Source organism: Deinococcus alpinitundrae, from assembly GCF_009982895.1.
GTDB lineage: Bacteria > Deinococcota > Deinococci > Deinococcales > Deinococcaceae > Deinococcus > Deinococcus alpinitundrae.
This window is the reverse complement of the sequence record NZ_WXZL01000014.1, coordinates 52,151-68,219: the sequence shown is the minus strand read 5'-3', so window position 1 is coordinate 68,219 and position 16,069 is coordinate 52,151. Positions and strand designations below refer to the sequence as shown.

At 65.0% G+C, this 16,069-nt stretch carries 16 protein-coding genes; 9 read left to right on the top strand and 7 right to left on the bottom strand.

The annotated features are described in order from the left end of the window. Positions 1 to 247 precede the first annotated feature (247 nt). From GUI70_RS13790 to GUI70_RS13780, 3 genes are all read right to left on the bottom strand, one after another. Positions 248 to 1,006: a hypothetical protein gene (locus tag GUI70_RS13790; RefSeq protein ID WP_161882894.1), complete on the bottom strand. Its 759-nt coding sequence runs from the start codon at positions 1,004 to 1,006 to the stop codon at positions 248 to 250. Positions 1,007 to 1,094: 88 nt separating this feature from the next. Then, the gene (glmS, locus tag GUI70_RS13785; RefSeq protein ID WP_161882893.1) at positions 1,095 to 2,936 is read right to left on the bottom strand and encodes a glutamine--fructose-6-phosphate transaminase (isomerizing); all 1,842 of its coding nucleotides are present in this window, start codon (positions 2,934 to 2,936) and stop codon (positions 1,095 to 1,097) included. A 74-nt stretch (positions 2,937 to 3,010) separates the two neighbouring features. Further along, complete coding sequence (locus GUI70_RS13780; RefSeq protein ID WP_161882892.1) at positions 3,011 to 3,166, bottom strand: hypothetical protein; 156 nt, start codon at positions 3,164 to 3,166, stop codon at positions 3,011 to 3,013. Positions 3,167 to 3,479: 313 nt separating this feature from the next. Between GUI70_RS13780 and GUI70_RS25150 the strand changes: the two genes are divergently transcribed. Further along, the gene (locus GUI70_RS25150; protein WP_161882891.1) at positions 3,480 to 3,857 is read left to right on the top strand and encodes an FmdB family zinc ribbon protein; all 378 of its coding nucleotides are present in this window, start codon (positions 3,480 to 3,482) and stop codon (positions 3,855 to 3,857) included. Then, a complete protein-coding gene (locus tag GUI70_RS13770; RefSeq protein WP_161882890.1) occupies positions 3,854 to 4,951 on the top strand; it encodes a S1C family serine protease in 1,098 nt (365 codons plus the stop codon). Before GUI70_RS25150 ends, GUI70_RS13770 begins: the two co-directional genes overlap by 4 nt. Positions 4,952 to 5,052: 101 nt before the next feature. On the opposite strand, the gene pckA is transcribed toward GUI70_RS13770, so the two are convergent. Further along, positions 5,053 to 6,678 carry a phosphoenolpyruvate carboxykinase (ATP) gene (gene pckA, locus GUI70_RS13765; RefSeq protein WP_161882889.1) on the bottom strand — a complete coding sequence of 542 codons (1,626 nt, stop codon included), beginning with the start codon at positions 6,676 to 6,678 and terminating at the stop codon, positions 5,053 to 5,055. A gap of 226 nt (positions 6,679 to 6,904) precedes the next feature. On the opposite strand from pckA, the gene GUI70_RS13760 reads away from it, so the two are divergent. From GUI70_RS13760 to GUI70_RS13745, 4 genes are all read left to right on the top strand, one after another. Then, positions 6,905 to 7,363: a GNAT family N-acetyltransferase gene (locus GUI70_RS13760; protein ID WP_161882888.1), complete on the top strand. Its 459-nt coding sequence runs from the start codon at positions 6,905 to 6,907 to the stop codon at positions 7,361 to 7,363. A gap of 68 nt (positions 7,364 to 7,431) precedes the next feature. Then, on the top strand, positions 7,432 to 8,064 hold the full coding sequence (locus tag GUI70_RS13755; protein WP_161882887.1) for a hypothetical protein: 633 nt from the start codon (positions 7,432 to 7,434) through the stop codon (positions 8,062 to 8,064). Positions 8,065 to 8,244: 180 nt separating this feature from the next. Beyond that, positions 8,245 to 10,734 carry a leucine--tRNA ligase gene (leuS, locus tag GUI70_RS13750; protein WP_161882886.1) on the top strand — a complete coding sequence of 830 codons (2,490 nt, stop codon included), beginning with the start codon at positions 8,245 to 8,247 and terminating at the stop codon, positions 10,732 to 10,734. Positions 10,735 to 10,857: 123 nt separating this feature from the next. Next, complete coding sequence (locus tag GUI70_RS13745) at positions 10,858 to 11,133, top strand: hypothetical protein (protein WP_161882885.1); 276 nt, start codon at positions 10,858 to 10,860, stop codon at positions 11,131 to 11,133. A gap of 99 nt (positions 11,134 to 11,232) precedes the next feature. On the opposite strand, the gene GUI70_RS13740 is transcribed toward GUI70_RS13745, so the two are convergent. Then, complete coding sequence (locus GUI70_RS13740; RefSeq protein WP_161882884.1) at positions 11,233 to 11,841, bottom strand: DUF2726 domain-containing protein; 609 nt, start codon at positions 11,839 to 11,841, stop codon at positions 11,233 to 11,235. A gap of 168 nt (positions 11,842 to 12,009) precedes the next feature. Beyond that, positions 12,010 to 12,519, bottom strand: a complete 510-nt coding sequence (locus tag GUI70_RS13735) for a DcrB-related protein (protein WP_161882883.1) — start codon at positions 12,517 to 12,519, stop codon at positions 12,010 to 12,012. Positions 12,520 to 12,627: 108 nt separating this feature from the next. Between GUI70_RS13735 and GUI70_RS13730 the strand changes: the two genes are divergently transcribed. Next, on the top strand, positions 12,628 to 13,260 hold the full coding sequence (locus tag GUI70_RS13730) for an MOSC domain-containing protein (protein WP_161882882.1): 633 nt from the start codon (positions 12,628 to 12,630) through the stop codon (positions 13,258 to 13,260). 43 nt (positions 13,261 to 13,303) lie between these two features. Then, the gene (locus GUI70_RS13725) at positions 13,304 to 14,401 is read left to right on the top strand and encodes a prephenate dehydrogenase (RefSeq protein WP_161882881.1); all 1,098 of its coding nucleotides are present in this window, start codon (positions 13,304 to 13,306) and stop codon (positions 14,399 to 14,401) included. A 31-nt stretch (positions 14,402 to 14,432) separates the two neighbouring features. Here the strand turns inward: GUI70_RS13725 and GUI70_RS13720 are convergent, their stop codons facing one another. Then, positions 14,433 to 15,038, bottom strand: coding sequence for an LON peptidase substrate-binding domain-containing protein (locus GUI70_RS13720; RefSeq protein WP_161882880.1), 606 nt, complete (start codon positions 15,036 to 15,038; stop codon positions 14,433 to 14,435). A gap of 81 nt (positions 15,039 to 15,119) precedes the next feature. Between GUI70_RS13720 and GUI70_RS13715 the strand changes: the two genes are divergently transcribed. Next, positions 15,120 to 16,067 carry a diacylglycerol/lipid kinase family protein gene (locus tag GUI70_RS13715; RefSeq protein ID WP_237724913.1) on the top strand — a complete coding sequence of 316 codons (948 nt, stop codon included), beginning with the start codon at positions 15,120 to 15,122 and terminating at the stop codon, positions 16,065 to 16,067. Positions 16,068 to 16,069: the final 2 nt, after the last annotated feature.

Here is a 16,069-nt window from a genome sequence, read left to right as displayed (position 1 = left end):
CTGTAATGTCGGCGCAGCCGGGAGATCTCCCCGCCTCACCGCGCGCTGAGCCTATCAGGTGCTTCTCATGCACCCAAGGGGAAGCGTTACACAAAATATCCATCTGGGCAAAACATCTTCAGCCGCGTTCGCCACAGACCAGACAAAGCCGCGCCCAGCCGCAATGGAGTCTGGCTGAGCGCGGTATCTTGACCGTTTATTTAATGTTTGCTTACTTCATGTCCGAGGGTTATGGATCTCCCCGCGCTCAGAAGCCGAGCTGGGTACGCGGATGTTGCAGCTTAGCCAGCTTGTCAGGGGTCCACAGTTCGTAGCTGTACATCGGGTACTGCCGCTTGAAGCGCCCCACCTTGTCCCAGACTTCCGCCGACTCGCGCGGGGCCACCAGAATCAGTTTCAGCACCATGTCCATGTTGTCGTAGACATAGAAATCGAAGTAAAAGGTCTGCTCGTTGCCCTTATCAGTAAACAGCGGAAAGGGAAAGGGGCGGTAGCGCCAGGGTTTGTGGCGCTCGGCCAGAATGCGCGCCGCCACCCGCTTGAGGTTGCTATCGGGGAAGGTCTGCGCCGCACCGTCGAGGTCGCGAAACACCGTTTCGGGTGCGGGTGCCGACAGATCGACGCCGATGGCCGCACCCCTAGGGCCGGTCTTCTTGGGCGCTGCGCCCCGTGAGCCGCCGCCTCTGAAGCCGCCCGTGCTTCCCCCGGGTTTCGGGCCGCCGGGCCGCTGGCCGGGGCGACGGGGGCCTTCCTGGTAGCTGTCTCTGGCCTGCTTGGTGTCGGTGTGGCCCGCACTGCCCAGGCCGCTGGCGGTGGGCCGGGCGGTCTGGCGGGCGTCGCTCGCCTTGGCTCCGGCCCGGCCCTCGGCGCTGCGGCGATCCTTGCTGGGGCCGCCCGGACGCGAGGGACCGATTTTGCTGAGTTCACGTGCGGATTTGGCGCCGCCGCGCCGCGAGGCGGGTTGTTTGGTGGATGATTTCTTGGTGGGGCGTTTGGGGCCGGTCATGCCGAGCAGTCTAGAGCCTGACCCGTACCCCGGACTGTTTCGGCAGGAGCCGGATCCGTTCCGGAGCGTCTGCGGTTCATGTCTACCCTCACTCCACCGTCACGCTCTTAGCCAGATTGCGCGGCTTATCCACGTCCTTGCCGAGCGCCGCCGCCGTGAAGTAGGCCAGCAGCTGCATCGCCACCGCGTTGACCACCGGGCTGACCATCTCGTGCGCACGCGGCACATAGATCACGTCGTCGGCGTGCTGGGCGTTCTCGGTGTCGCCGTCACTCAGCACGGCGATCACCTTGCCCGCGCGGGCGCGCACCTCCTGCACGTTGCTGATGGTCTTTTCCAGCAGGCGGCTCTCGGTGGCGATGACCACCACCGGCAGATCGGCGTCGATCAGGGCAATCGGGCCGTGCTTCATCTCGCCCGCCGCGTAGCCCTCGGCGTGGATGTAGCTGATTTCCTTGAGCTTGAGTGCGCCTTCCAGGGCGGTGGGCGCGTTCACCCCGCGTCCCAGAAATAGGTAGTCGCGCGAGTGGGCGTACTTCTCGGCCACCTTTTTGATGTGCTCGACCCGCTCAGGGGCCAGCGCTTCCTCGACCAGGCGTGGCAACTCGCGGGCGGCGTGCAGCAGTTCCCTCGCCCTGGTTTCGTCGAGTGTGCCGCGTGCGCGCGCCAGCCACAGCGCCAGCATCAGCATGGCGCTGACCATCGAGGTATACGCCTTGGTGCTCGCCACCCCAATTTCCGGCCCGGCGTGGATGTAGAGCGTATCGTCGAGTTCGCGGGTCATGCTGCTGCCCTTGGCATTGATGACGCCCAGCGTCTTCGCGCCGAACTTCTTGGCTTCTCTCAGCGCTTCGAGCGTGTCGATCGTCTCGCCCGACTGCGAAATGACAATCGCCAGGGTCGCCTCGCTCACCAGCGGCTCGCGGTAGCGGTACTCCGAGGCCACGTCCACTTCCACCGGAATGCGGGCGAGCTGCTCGATCAGGTATTCGCCCACCAGCCCGGCGTAGTAGGCCGTGCCGCAGGCAATGATGCTGATGCGCTTGAAGCTGCCGGGGTCGAGGTTGATGTCCAGATTAACCTCGCCGCTGTCGTCGTGCAGGCGGCCAATCAGGGTGTTGGTGAGCGCCACCGGCTGCTCGTAGATTTCCTTGAGCATGTAGGTGTCGTAGCCGCCCTTCTCGGCGGCCTCGGCGTCCCAGTCGATCTGCTCGATGTGCCGCTGCAAGCTGTTCCCGGCCAGATCGGTCACCCGGAAGCCGTCGTCGCCCAGCACCACCATGTCGCCGTCGTGGAGGAAGACCACCTGGCGGGTGTAGGCCAGCAGCGCGGGCACGTCGGAGGCCAGAAACAGCTCACCCTCGCCGACGCCCAGCACTAGTGGGCTGACGGTGCGGGCCGCCACGATCTCGCGGTGATCGGCATGTGTCACCACGATGCCGTAGGCCCCACGCACCTCGCCCAGGGCCAGGCGCACTGCCTCGTAGAGGTTGCTGCCGGTCTGGTTGTACTTCTCCTCAATCAGGTGGGCCAGCACCTCGCTGTCGGTTTCCGACCGAAAAACGTGGCCGCGCGATTGTAACCCCGCCTTGAGCGTCAGGTAGTTCTCGATGATGCCGTTGTGGATGATGACGATCTTGCCGTCCTCGGTGGCGTGCGGGTGGGCGTTGGTGTCGTTGGGCAGGCCGTGGGTGGCCCAGCGGGTGTGCCCGATGCCCAGCGTCCCGGAGAGCGGATGGGCGGCGAGTTCGCCCGCCAGATTCGCCAGCTTTCCGGCCTTCTTCCTCACCTCGATGCTGCCGCCCCCACTGCCACCCTGCTGAATCGCCACGCCCGCCGAGTCGTAGCCCCGGTATTCGAGTTTGCCCAATCCCGAAACCAGCACGTCCTGCGCCTGCCTTGCTCCGATATACCCCACGATTCCGCACATACTGACTCCAGCCCGCGCCGACCACAGTCGGTGGGGCGTTTCTCGATCTGCCGTACGCCGCCTTGTGCCGCGCCTCACGGCGGGTTTTCGGTGGACGTTTGCTCCAGTCTGGCGGTGCCAGCCGTGAAGTCGGGAGGGTCCGGCGAAGTGACCCTGGAAGCATCCGCAGAAGCGGCCCACGCGTTGCCGACAAAGGTGTCGGCGATGAGGGCGGTTTCGATGACTTCCACCTCGTTCCCCTGCCACGTTGAGCGGCGGGGTCTTGCGCTTCCCTGAGAAGAGGGTGCCGACGCGCTAGCACATGGCCGGGTCGGGCCGGTCCTTCCGGCTGCGTTAATCTAGCATGGCTGGCTGTACTGCCGTGAGTATCATACTCACCGTGCGGGTCCGGGCAGATCCAAGCCGTGCCGTGGGACAGATGCCTGGGTGCCGGGCCGCTGCGGCTTTGCTAGGCTGGCGGTGCGGCCAGGTGAGTCGGGTGGCCCGACAGACAACCCCCAAGTTCCGTGAGAGACAAGCCGCTGGAGGCGTTGATAATAGAGTATGCCCACGTATGTCTACCGCAACCTGGTGACCCAGGAAATCTTTGAAGTCAAGCAGAGTATGAAAGACGCGGCGTTCACCCAGCATCCGGAAACCGGTGAGCCGGTCAAACGGCTGGTGTCGGCCCCAGCCATCGCCTTTAAGGGCAGCGGCTTTTACGCCAACGATTCGCGGGCGGCCAGCAAGGTAAGCTCGTCTACCAGCACGGCAGAAAGCGGGAAAACCGAGAGCGGCAAGACCGAGGCCGGTTCGGGCGCGGACAGCGCCAGCACGGCCACCCCCGCCGCCACGCCGACTCCGAAAGTGGAAACGCCCAAAACGGCGGAGAAGAGCAGCCCGGCCAAGAGCACGGCGACCTCCGGCGGCACAGGCCAGTGAACTGGCAGCGCGGGCTGGGGCTGGGGGTGCTGCTGAGCGCGGCGCTGGCCTGCGCTTACCTGACCGGCAGCGTCACGGCGCAGCGCCCGCTGGTCACGTCCGACGAGATCAACACCGTCGAGGTGACGCGCGCGGCGCTGGCCGCCACCGTGCGGGTGGACGTGCGTATCCGCGCCGACGCCCTTCAGCAGGGCGAGAGTCCTAACGACACCGGCAGTGGATTCTTCTATAAATCCAACCTGATCGTCACCAATTACCACGTGGTGCAAAATCAGGAGAGCCTCAGCGTGACGCTCAACGACGGGCGCAGCCTTCCGGCCAAGGTGGTGGGCATCGATCCCGGCATCGACATCGCGGTGCTGCGGGTCACGGGTGTTAGCGCGCCCAAGCTGCTGGGTTTCGGTGACAGCAGCCGCCTGGTGCCGGGCCAGAAGACCATCGCCATCGGCTCGCCGATCAAGTTTCAGGGCTTCATCTCGACCGGGGTCTATTCGACTTCCAACGCCGACATTCCCCGCGACGACGGTTTTGGCGGCGAGGTCGGCGAGTACATCCTGACCACCGCCATGATTCAGGGCGGCAACTCCGGCGGCCCGGTGCTCGATTCGCGCGGCGCGGTCATCGGCGTGGCCGACGCCAACGCGGCGCCCAGCCAATTGGTGCCGGGCATCATCGGCGTGGTCATTCCGGCCAACATCGTCAAGCAGTCGCTGACCGATCTGGAGACGGTGGGCGTCTCGCAGCGCGGCACACTGGGCGTCACTTTCCAGGATCTCGCCAACCTCGACCCGGCGCTGCGCCAGCTGGCGGGCCTGAGCAGCAGCAACGGCGCGCTGGTCAACGATGTTCCGGCGGGGTCGGCGGGGGCGCGCTCAGGGTTGCGCGGCAGCCTGAAGAACAACGAGGGCCAGCTGCTCGCGCCGCTCGGCGACGTGATCGTGGCGGTGGACGGCGCGCGCATCAAGAGTTCTTACGACGTGGTGCGCCGGGTGGCGACCAAGCGCCCCGGTCAGACGGTGACGCTGACGGTATGGCGCAACAAGAAGGAAGTGCCGGTCAAGGTGACGCTGCTCAAGCGCACGCTGGCGCAGTAAGGGTAGGCGGAGCAGGACGGTTCAGGGGTCAGGCGAAGGGGTGTTTCCCGTATGGCCTGGCCCCTGAACTGTTCCCCTTTTCGCTGCTCGGTATTTGCCGCTCAGTCGTGCTTTGGCAAGCTGGCTGTCACCGCCAGGTCCACGCCAACTTCAAAACGCTCGAAGTTCTGGCGAAACTGCCCGGCCAGTCGTCGGGCCGCCGCATCGTAGGCGGCCGTGTCGGCCCAGGTCCGGCGCGGGTTGAGCACTTCATTCGGCACGCTGGCAACCGTTGCGGGAATCGCCAGCCCGAAAAATGGCTCGCGCTCGAAGTCGCCCTCATCCAGCGAACCGCTCAGCGCCGCCGTGATCAGGGCTCGGGTGTGCCCAATGCTGATGCGCTCGCCCACGCCGTAGGGACCGCCACTCCAGCCGGTGTTGACCAGCCAGACCTTCGCGCCGCTGCTCTTTACTTTCTCGGCCAGCAGCCGGGCGTACTCGCCGGGGTGGCGCGGCATGAACGGCGCGCCGAAACACGCCGAGAAGGTCGGCTGCGGCTCCCTGACACCGTCCTCGGTGCCGGGGATCTTGGCGGTGAAGCCGGAGATGAAGTGGTACATCATCTGCTCGGCGCTCAGGCGCGACAGGGGCGGTAGCACGCCGGAGGCGTCGGCGGTCAGGAACAACACATGGCGGGGTACGCTAGCGACGCCGCCGGGCAGGTGGTTGGCGATCTGCTCGATGGGGTAGGCGCTGCGGGTGTTCTCGGTGAGCGCGGCGTCGGCCAGGTCAAGCGTGGAATCGGGCCGCACCACCACGTTTTCCAGCACCGTGCCAAACCGCTGGGTGGTCTTGAAGATCTCCGGCTCGGCTTCAGCCGACAGGTTGATGACTTTGGCGTAGCAGCCGCCCTCGAAATTGAACACCCCGTCGTCGGTCCAACCGTGCTCATCGTCGCCGATCAGTTGCCGGGCGGGGTCAGCGCTCAGGGTGGTCTTGCCGGTGCCTGACAATCCGAAGAAGAGGGCCACGTCGCCCTGCTGACCTACGTTTGCCGAGCAGTGCATCGGCATCACGCCGCTGCTGGGCAGCAGGAAATTCAGCACGCTGAAGACGGCCTTCTTGTTCTCGCCCGCGTACTGGGTTCCGGCCACCAGAATCAGCTTGCGGGTGAAATCGACCAGAATGGCCGTCTCACTTCGGACCCCGTCGGTTTCGCCGCGCGCCTTGAAACCGGGCAGATTCAGCACCGTCCAGTCTGGCTCGAAGTCGGCCTGCTCCCCTGGGCTGGGGCGCACGAACAGATTGCGAACGAACAGCGAGTGGTAGGCCATTTCCTGCACGAAGCGCACGCGGAGGCGGTATCTGGGGTCGGCCCCGGCGTGAAGGTCTTGCACGAACAGCTCGCGGTTCGAGGCGTACTCGCCCATCCTGGCCAGCAGGTGAGTGAACACCTCCGGCGTCGTGGGCGTGTTGAAGCCGCCCCACCACACCGCATGGCGCGTCAGGTCGTCCTCGACGATGAAGCGGTCTTTGGGGCTGCGCCCGGTCTTGTCGGTGACGACGGCCAGCGGCCCGCCCTGGGTGATGACGCCCTCACCCAGCCGCAGGGCGTGCTGGTAGAGCTCCGGCACGCCGGGATTGTGGTGAACTGCAGCGGCGTGAATGCCCAGCGCCGCGAGCAGCGAGGATTCGGTAAGGCAGGCAGCGGGTGCTTGAGCGGTCGTGACAGGCAATGTCGGGGTCATGGGTGGCCCTCCTGGGATGGTGAAACGTCGCGAGACGGCCTGGCAGACGCCAGGTCTTCCCGCTACTTTGACCCGTGAAGCGGTTCCAAACCAAGTCCTTTCGTGTTACACATTTGGGGACAGTCTCGGCTGTGTTCGGCTCTCCCGGACGCCGGTTTCCGGATTCTGTCTGGGTGTTCTGGGTACACAAACCAGAACACCTCCACCGATCTGCCAGACTGATCGGATGCTGCGTTCCTACACGCCCACAGACCGTTCTGCTTGCCTGGAGTTGTTCAGCAGTAACGTCCCAGGTTTCTTCACCGAACACGAGCGGACCGACTTCGCCACCTTTCTGGACAGAGTCGAGGGAGTAGAGGACGGAGCGGAGCCGTATTTCGTGCTGGAGCGAGAAGGTGAGGTCGTGGCCTGCGGCGGCGTCGGCCATGAGACGTTCCCGACGCTGGCCTACCTGAGCTGGGGCATGGTGCGCGGCGACCTCCACGGCACGGGCCTAGGCAGCGACCTCACCCGTTCCCGCCTGGACTGGCTGCGCCGCCACTGGCCCGCCGCGTCGCACGTCAAGATCGACACCAGCCAGTCCACCGAAGGCTTCTACGCCCGCTACGGCTTTGAGGTCATGGAACGCGAGCAGGACGGCTTCGGGCCGGGTCTGGACCGGGTACGGATGATGGCGCGACTCTAGGTGCCGGAGGCGGTTCTTTAGGGTTCCAGGCAGAGATCCTTCTCATTTTCCTCCCCGTATCCTGAACCGTGAAAATTCCACCTTCCTTGCTCCTCACTGCCGCCTGGCTGAGTGCCGCTGCTCCAGCGCTGGCCCAGATAAATCAAGCCCAGACGACCCAGACCGTCTTCATCAACGGCGTGGCGCTCCAGACCACGGCCACCCAGAAAAACGGCGAAACGTACTACCAGTTCAGGGCCAGTGACCTCAAACGCATCGGGGCCATCACCGCCGGGGGCGTGTCACCCAAGACCGACGCCGTCAAGGGCTGCCTGGGCGATACTTTGTTCAATGGTGTCTATAGTGTTCAGCTTATCAAAGTGGGCAACGACGACAGCAGGTTCAGCGTCACCTTGAAACTCAGCAACGCCTCCAGGCAGCCGCTCTACAATTTCATGGCCTTCTCGCCCTCGGATGTGGTGGCGGCCACCGCATCCAGCGCCGCGCCCCTCAACAACTATCAGAGCAAATGGATCGAGAGCCTGCTGCCCGGTACCTCCATCACGCTTCAGACCGAAACGGACAATGAAGGCGCGGCCACCAAGTGGACCCGGTTGCTGATCCGGCCCAGCAAGGACGCGATTCAAGAGTTGCAGAAAGCCAAGATGCCGCTGGCGAAGGTGTACAACATGGAGTTCGATCTGACCTGCACCAAGAAATAGCGCCCAGCCATGAACGGCGCGGCTTGTTCCCAGGCCTGCGTCGTTCTAGACTGAAGGCATGATCTCCTCTGCGCTTATCACCGGGGGCCGCTGCGACTAGCCACGTGCTTGCTTCGCCCGCCCCCGGCTTTGGTACGCGCCGGGGGCTTTTTTGCTTTCTCACCCATCAGGAGTCTTGCCATGACCGATCACCAGCCCCAACCGACCAACACACAGCCGATCAACATCTCCGAACCCCGTTCCGAGCGCTACAACCCGCACGCCATTGAGGCCAAGTGGCAGCAGCAGTGGGCCGCAGATGGTCTGTACACCTTCGACCCCAACGCGCCCGGCGAGAAGTTCTATGCCCTGACCATGTTCCCGTACCCCAGCGGCAACCTGCACATCGGCCACTGGTACAGCTACTGCGCCCCCGATGCCCGCGCCCGCTTCCTGCGGATGAACGGGCGTAACGTGCTGTTTCCGATGGGCTTCGATTCGTTCGGCCTGCCTGCCGAGAACGCCGCCATCAAGAACAATCTGGACCCGAGAGCCTGGACCTATTCCAACATCGAATACATGACCGGGCAGTTTCAGCGTATGGGCACCATGATCGACTGGAGCCGCAAATTTGCCACCTCCGACCCCGAGTACTACCGCTGGAACCAGTGGTTTTTCACCGAGATGTTCAAGCGCGGCCTGGCCTACAAGCGTGACGGTCTGGTCAACTGGTGCCCCAAAGACCAGACGGTGCTGGCCAACGAGCAGGTCGTGAACGGCCACTGCGAGCGCTGCGGTACCCAGGTCGAGCGGCGCAACTTGAGCCAGTGGTACTTGAAGATCACCGATTATGCCGACGAGTTGCTGGACTTCGGTGGCACCGACATGCCCGAGCGGGTGCGCGCCATGCAGACCCACTGGATCGGCAAATCGGTGGGCGCGGAAGTGGTCTTCGACACGCCCGCTGGCCCGGAAACCGTGTTCACCACCCGCCCCGATACCCTGATGGGCGCGACCTTCCTGGTCCTGGCTCCTGAACACGCCAAAGTTGCCGAGCTGACCACGCCCGAGCAGGCCGAAGAGGTCCGCGCCTACCTGGAAGTCTCGGGCGGCAAGACCGACGTAGAGCGCCAGCAGAGCGCCGAGAAGACTGGGGTCTTTACCGGCTCGTTTGCCACGCACCCGATTGGCGGGCATCAGATCCCCATCTGGGTGGCTGACTACGTGCTGGTCAGCTACGGCACCGGCAGCATCATGGCTGTGCCCGCCCACGACGAGCGCGATTTCGAGTTCGCCAGGAAGTTTGGGCTGGACATCAAGGAAGTCATCCGGCCTGAAGGCGGCGAACCGCTGGACGTGAGCGGCAACGAGGCCTACAGCGGCGAGGGCGTCATCGTGAACAGCGGCGAGTTCGACGGGTTGCCCGGCGGCAAAGCCAGCATCGCCACCGTGATCGCCAAGTTGGAGGAGCGCGGCGTGGCAAAGGCCAAGACCACCTTTCGCCTGCGCGACTGGCTGGTGAGCCGTCAGCGTTACTGGGGCACGCCGATTCCGATTGTGTATTGCCCCGAGCACGGCGCACAGGCGGTGCCCGCCGATCAGTTGCCGGTGCTGCTGCCGGGCAATGTTCACTTCACGCCGACCGGCCAGAGTCCGCTGAAACAGGACGCGGAGTTTCGCAAGGCAACCTGCCCGGTCTGCGGCGGGGAAGCCGAGCGCGACACCGACACCATGGACACCTTCGTCGATTCGAGCTGGTACATGTACCGCTTCACCTCGCCGCATTTCGATACGGGTCCCTGGGACCCGGCTTTGGCCGACAAGCTGATGCCGATCGATCTGTACACCGGGGGCATTGAGCACGCCATCTTGCACCTGCTGTACAGCCGCTTCTGGATCAAGGTGGCCCGTGACATGCAGTTGACCGACATCTCCGAGCCGTTTAAGGTGCTGCGAAACCAGGGCATCATCCTGGGGCCGGACAACGAGAAGATGTCCAAGAGCCGGGGCAACGTCATTGACCCCGACGACCTGGTGCGCGAGTACGGGGCCGACGTGGTGCGCACCTATCTGGCCTTCATCGCACCCTGGGAAGTCGGCGGGCCCTGGGACCCCAGCGGCATCAACGGCCCGGCGAAGTGGCTGGGGCGCGTCTGGTCGCTGTTTTTCGACGAGATCAAGGGGCCAGCCGAGACGGTCAGCGAGAGCGATCTGCGCTACGCCGTTCACAGCACCCTCAAGAAGATCACCGGGGACTTCGAGCGGCTGAGCTTCAATACCATCGTCGCCGCACTGATGGAACTGACCAACACGCTGGTCAAGGCCAAGCGCTCCCCGGTGGCCCACACGCCCGCCTGGGCCGAGGCGCTGAACGTCTTCAACCTGATGCTGGCTCCGCTGGTGCCGCACATCGCTGAGGAACTCTGGCACGAGCGCGGGCAGGCCAGCAGCGTTCACCTGCAAAGCTGGCCCGCCGTGGACGAGGCTGCCGCCGTGCGCGATAGCGTTGTCATCGGCGTGCAGGTCAGCGGCAAGGTGCGCGGCGAGGTCGAAATTTCCAAGACGGCCAGCCAGGCCGAGGCCATCGCCGCCGCCCGCGCCAACCCCGACGTCGCCAAGCACCTGGACGGCAAGCAGCTGGTCAAGGAAGTGTACGTGCCGGGGCGGATCATCAATATCGTTGTTCGCTGAGCGGACCAATTTCAGCGGTCCACGTCACAACAGAACCCGACATAAACAATCGCTCATGAGCAGATTCAGGCGACTTTAGGTTCGGCTTACCGGGCCGCCTGAACCAGCGATCAGAATGGACACATGTTAAAAGCCTTGCCCCAGACCTACCCCCCGGTTCGCATCGAGCCGGACGTGCCCGCTTCTGGGCGTCCGGCACCGCGTGCCGCGCCGATGGAAGCCGAGTCTGCCGCACCGTCTTATCTGGGAGTGGCCCTATCGCTGCTGGTGGTGCCGCTGGGTCTGGCCTGGGCCACCCAGGGGGCTTGGCTGAGCGTGCTGACGCTCGGCGTGCTGCTGCTGGCCCTGTGTGCCTTCATTTTCCACGAAGACGCCCACGAACACCACGAAACCGACTGATACGGGTTGCGCTCAATTTCTTCTCCGCAGACCTGAACCCTCACCCGCTTATGCTTGCCGGGTGAGGGTCTGCTTTTCCCGACAGGCGATGTCGTCGGGCTAGGTCTGCATCAAAAGGGGCAGCACCAACTTCTGAAGTTCGTCGGCCTCGATGTTGCGCCTGGCGTCAATATGAAGCAGTGGCAGGCGGGCACTCTGGAACGCCAGTTCGAGCAGTTCGGTATCATCGTTTGAGGCCGGGAAGCCGGGACGCTGAGGCTCGGCGTAAGGTGAGCCGCGCAGACTCACACCCAGTACCGGGCGAAATTCCGGGGTCTCGACGACCAGAAAGCCCACCGCCTGACCCTGGAGGCGGGTCAGGGTGTGCGGCGAGGGACCAGACGTGAGCTGAAAAATATAATCGAGCCGCACATTCGGGAAGACCCGGTACGAGCGGCCCGCCAGACTCGCCACCAGCTCGGCGTAGAGGTTGCTCTCGCCGGGCGCGAAAAAGTAGTTCCGGGTCTGGATGGTCAGGGCGTCTTGCGCCGGGAACAGCACGTCGTGGCCGGAGTGCAACCGAAACTGCGGCGGCAAATCGAGGTCGTCGTCGGATGATACGATGTCGGCCTGATGGCCCGGCACCCAGCCCAGTGGTGGCGTCCGCCAAGTTTTTAAGAGCCACCAACCCGTCAGTACGACGGCCAGCAGCACCAAGAACACAGTCATAGCCCTGAACCTAGCGTTTCAGCCCTGACAGGAAGCTTGCAAGGGCCACTGGTGCGCTGCCTGAAGACACAGTTCCAACCCCTCCGACTTCGGTTCGCTCAGGCGGACAAGTGGCGTTGGAGGGCCGGGCAATCGCCGATTTCCTTTACCACACAACATTTGGTGCTCTCAGCGCTTGGCTTTGAACGCCCCCACGAAGCCGTCCATGACGGGCTGGAGCGCCGCTTGCTGACCCTGAATGGTCGTGCCGGTCAGCACATAAGCTTTTTTGCCGACCAGGGCATAGGTCTGGGTGAAGTACAGCTTGTACTGTCCCTGCCGCCCGGTGTAGTTGAGCTGGGTGGCCTTAAGTCCGTCCAGGGTCACGGCCTTTTTGCTGATCAGTTTGCCGTCGGTGATCAGCTTGGTGATCTGGTCCAGGGTGACGGCGTCGTAGTCTTTGAGGGTAACGCCTGCGGGCACCGCCTGGACCAGCACGTTGATGTTGGGGTTGAATGCCGAGACCGTCTTTGGAGCCAGAAACACCACCGAGGTGCCTGGATAGCTGGACTGCTTCCAGCCGGTCGGAGCCGTGACCGAGAAGCCGTCGGTGGCGTCGGTGTAAGCCAGCGCGGCGGCACTGAGCAGGAGAGACGAGAGCGTAAGCAGCCGAAACGCCGGGCGATACTGGGTGGTCATGCTTCATAGTAATGGCTGTGTGGAGGTGGAATCCCGCTTCGCCAGTCCGCCTCCTGTGCCCGACGACGCCAGACGCTTGACCCAGCCGGGCCGTACTAAGATGCCAGCATGCAACTGCTGAGCGTCAATATCGGCCAGCGTCAACCCATCGCCGCCAAAAGTGGGCAGAGCGGCATCTTCAAGCAGCCCGTTTCGCAGCCGGTGCTGATCGGCACACTTGGTCCGTCGGGTGACCACATTCAGGACACCCGAAACCACGGCGGCCCAGATCAGGCGGTGTACGTGTTCACCCAGCCGGATTACGACGCTTGGAGCGCCTTCTTGGGCCAGCCGCTCGAACCCGGCATTTTCGGCGAGAACCTGTTGATCTCGGGCCTGGAATCGGCACCGACGCCCATCGGGACGCGGTTGCGGGTGGGCGGTGCTCTGCTGGAAGTCACGGCGGCGCGCATTCCCTGCGATACGCTGGCCGCCCGCATGAATGACCCGCAGTTCGTCAAGACGTTTCGCCGTCAGCGCCGCCCCGGTTTTTATACCCGGGTGCTGGAGGAAGGTGAAGTCGGTGCAGGTGACGCTGTGACGCTGGAGGGCCAGCTGCCGCCCGGCACCCCCACCGTCCTGGACGCTTTCGAGTTCTTCTATACCAAATCGCCTACACGCGAGCAGATGCAGCACCTGCTGGGCGCTCCCATTCATCACAAGCTGCGCGCCGAGCTGGAAGAACGGCTCCGCCGGAGCTGAGTTGTCTGGACCCACAGCCGCGCCGTGCTAGCCTGCTCGGTGCATGAGCAGCCCGGTGATCCCCGAAACCTTCGATACGGTGGTGGTGGCGGGCGTGGGGCTGATCGGCGGCAGCGTGGCGCTGGGGTTGCGCGAGCGCCTGCTGGCGCGGCGCATCATCGGCCTCGACGCCAGCGCGGCGGCTCTGGAAGAAGCCCTGGCGCTGGGCGTTATCGACGAGGCGCGCACCGCTCCCGGCGAGTGGCTGGGCCGCGCCGATCTGGTGGTGCTGGCGGTGCCGGTCAAGGTGCTGGCCTCGCTGGCGCGCAGCCTTGCGCCGCACCTCGCGCCCGGCACACTGATTACCGACGTGGGCAGCGTCAAGATGGGCATCGCTGCCGAGTTCGAGGCGTTGGGGGTACGGGCCTTCGTGCCGGGCCACCCGATGACCGGCTCGGAACGCGGTGGGGTCGCCAACGCCTCGGCGGGGTTGCTCGAAAACGCCGTGTGGGTGCTAACCCCCACCGAGCGCACGCCGCTGACCGCCCTGTCGCGGATGCGCCGACTTGTCGAGCAACTCGGTGCGGCCCCGGTGGTGATGCCGCCCGACGCCCACGACAAGCTGGTCGCCACCGTCAGTCACCTGCCGTATCTGGCCAGCCTGGCGCTGACCCACATGGTCGCCCGCGACGAGCGATTGAGTCTGCTGGCTGCAGGCGGCTTCCGTGATCTGACCCGAGTGGCCAGCGGTGACCCGCTCATGAGCCGCGACATGGTGGTCGAGAACAAGGTGGCCCTGCGCGAGGCCCTGCACAGCTTCTCGCGTCAGCTTTCGCACCTGGCCGACACACTCGACGACCCCGAAGAGTTGCTGCTGGCCGCCAGCGAGGGCAAGCGCACCCGCGACAACCTGCCGGTGGTCAAGCGCAGCCTGCTGCCGCCCAAGTATGACCTTGTGGTGGCGGTGCCGGACAAGCCCAACCAGATCGGGGCCATCACGCGGATTCTGGGAGAAGCCAGCATCAACATCAAGGACATCGAGGTGCTGGCGATCCGTGAACACGGCGGGGCCATTCGCCTGGGGCTGGAGGAGGCCGGGGACGTGGACCGGGCGGCGGCGCTGCTGCGCGAGGAAGGCTACACCACCCGCAACCGGGGCTAGCGAGCAGATTGTCGCCAGCTTAAACTCAAGCTCAGTTGAGGTCGCGTGCGGGCACCGGCACGAAGCTGACCAGGGTTTCCAGACGCTCGGTCAGGCTGGGGGCTTCCAGCACCTGCTGGCGTTCCTCGCCGCTGAGCGGCAGCAGGGCCGAGGCAAACGAGGCCAGCAAGAGCGGCTCGGGCGGCGCATGGTGCACGATGGCCTCGCGGTCGTCGGGGCGCATCCGCAGCAGATCGGTGACCAGTCGGTTGGACAGCGCCCGCAAAATGGTGTCGCTGTGGGCGTCGTCGTCGGCCTGCAAGGGCAGCAGCTCCACCTCGGCGCACAGGTAGTCCTGGTCAGTGACGAGGTGCTGAATCCGGAATCGCTCGCCGCCGACCACCGTGATCGAGGAGGTGCCGTCCTCGTGCGGCGCGACCTCGCGCAGGTGCGCCAGCGTGCCGATCATCGAGAGCCGGGCTTCCAGCGGGCGGGGGTCCTCGGTGGAGGGGGTCAGGATCTGCGGCATGCCGAACGCTTCACCACTTTGCTGCACGCGGGCCAGCAGCGTTCGGTAGCGCGGCTCGAAGACATACAGCGGCACCACCTGGCCCGGAAAAAGCACGAACTGGGGCAGCGGAAACAGGGGGATAAGCATGGCCCTATGCTGGCCCTCCGGCTGGGCTTTGATATGAACAGAAGCTACAAATCGCTTCTTTTTCGCTATGCTGACCGAACTGTGCCGCCCCCATCCCTGCCGTTTTCCTCGCTGGCCGTCGTCCTCAATCCGCAGGCCGGGCGGGGTCTGGCGCGGCGCGAGTGGCCCCGGCTGGAAGCGGCGCTGAACGCTCAGGGGGTGCCGTGGCATTGGCTGAGCGCGGCCAGCGCCGGGGACGCTCTCAGTCGGGTGCAGACGCTGCCGCCGGGTGTGGCGGTGCTGGCGGTGGGCGGCGACGGCACCGTGAACAGTCTGCTGCCCGCGCTGGTCGGCACGGGCCGCTTGCTAGGCGTGGTGCCGCTGGGCACCGGCAACGACTTTGCCGGAATGCTGGGGTCGCGCCCCGGCGACTTCGGAGCGGCCCTTGCTCGCCTGAAGCACCCGCCCCGCGCTGCGGATGTGCTGCACTGCACCTCTGCGGGCCAGGAAAGCTGGCTGATGAACGGGCTGGGCATGGGCTTCGACGCACAGGTGGCCGAGCTGCTGGGGCGTGCTCCGGCGCGGCTCTCGGGGTTCGGGCGCTACCTGTGGGCGGCGCTGAGCGCGGTACGGCAGCTCAAGACCGAAACGGTGGAGGTCGTGTTGGACAACCAGATGCTCTACGCTGGACCGTCGTGTTTGGTGGCGGTCATGAACGGCACGCGCTACGGCGGCGGCTTTCTGATTTCGCCAGCGTCCGACCCTTTCGATGGGCAGCTCAACGTGGTGCTGGGCACCCGGCTCAGCCGCCCGCGCTTGCTGGCGCTGATGGCCCAGGTGCTGCGGGCCAGGCACCTGACGGACCCGCGGGTGCGCTCCGGTGCCGGGCAGCAGGTCACGGTCCGCTGGCAGAGTGCCGTGATGACCCACCTCGACGGTGAGGTGATCGGCCCCCGGACTGAGCTGAGTGTGCGGCTTCTTCCGGGAGCGGTGCAGATGCTGGCCGGGCCAGAGCCGACGGCCCATACCTCTATTCTCAAGGTAGACTGAGC

Excerpts from the sequence above, each read along its gene's own strand:
- pckA (WP_161882889.1), bottom strand. The coding sequence starts at position 6,678 with ATGACCCCGACATTGCCTGTCACGACCGCTCAAGCACCCGCTGCCTGC.
- GUI70_RS13760 (WP_161882888.1), top strand. The coding sequence starts at position 6,905 with ATGCTGCGTTCCTACACGCCCACAGACCGTTCTGCTTGCCTGGAGTTG.
- GUI70_RS13730 (WP_161882882.1), top strand. The coding sequence starts at position 12,628 with ATGCAACTGCTGAGCGTCAATATCGGCCAGCGTCAACCCATCGCCGCC.
- GUI70_RS13735 (WP_161882883.1), bottom strand. The coding sequence starts at position 12,519 with ATGACCACCCAGTATCGCCCGGCGTTTCGGCTGCTTACGCTCTCGTCT.
- GUI70_RS13740 (WP_161882884.1), bottom strand. The coding sequence starts at position 11,841 with ATGACTGTGTTCTTGGTGCTGCTGGCCGTCGTACTGACGGGTTGGTGG.
- GUI70_RS13720 (WP_161882880.1), bottom strand. The coding sequence starts at position 15,038 with ATGCTTATCCCCCTGTTTCCGCTGCCCCAGTTCGTGCTTTTTCCGGGC.
- glmS (WP_161882893.1), bottom strand. The coding sequence starts at position 2,936 with ATGTGCGGAATCGTGGGGTATATCGGAGCAAGGCAGGCGCAGGACGTG.
- GUI70_RS13745 (WP_161882885.1), top strand. The coding sequence starts at position 10,858 with ATGTTAAAAGCCTTGCCCCAGACCTACCCCCCGGTTCGCATCGAGCCG.
- leuS (WP_161882886.1), top strand. The coding sequence starts at position 8,245 with ATGACCGATCACCAGCCCCAACCGACCAACACACAGCCGATCAACATC.
- GUI70_RS13790 (WP_161882894.1), bottom strand. The coding sequence starts at position 1,006 with ATGACCGGCCCCAAACGCCCCACCAAGAAATCATCCACCAAACAACCC.
- GUI70_RS13725 (WP_161882881.1), top strand. The coding sequence starts at position 13,304 with ATGAGCAGCCCGGTGATCCCCGAAACCTTCGATACGGTGGTGGTGGCG.
- GUI70_RS25150 (WP_161882891.1), top strand. The coding sequence starts at position 3,480 with ATGCCCACGTATGTCTACCGCAACCTGGTGACCCAGGAAATCTTTGAA.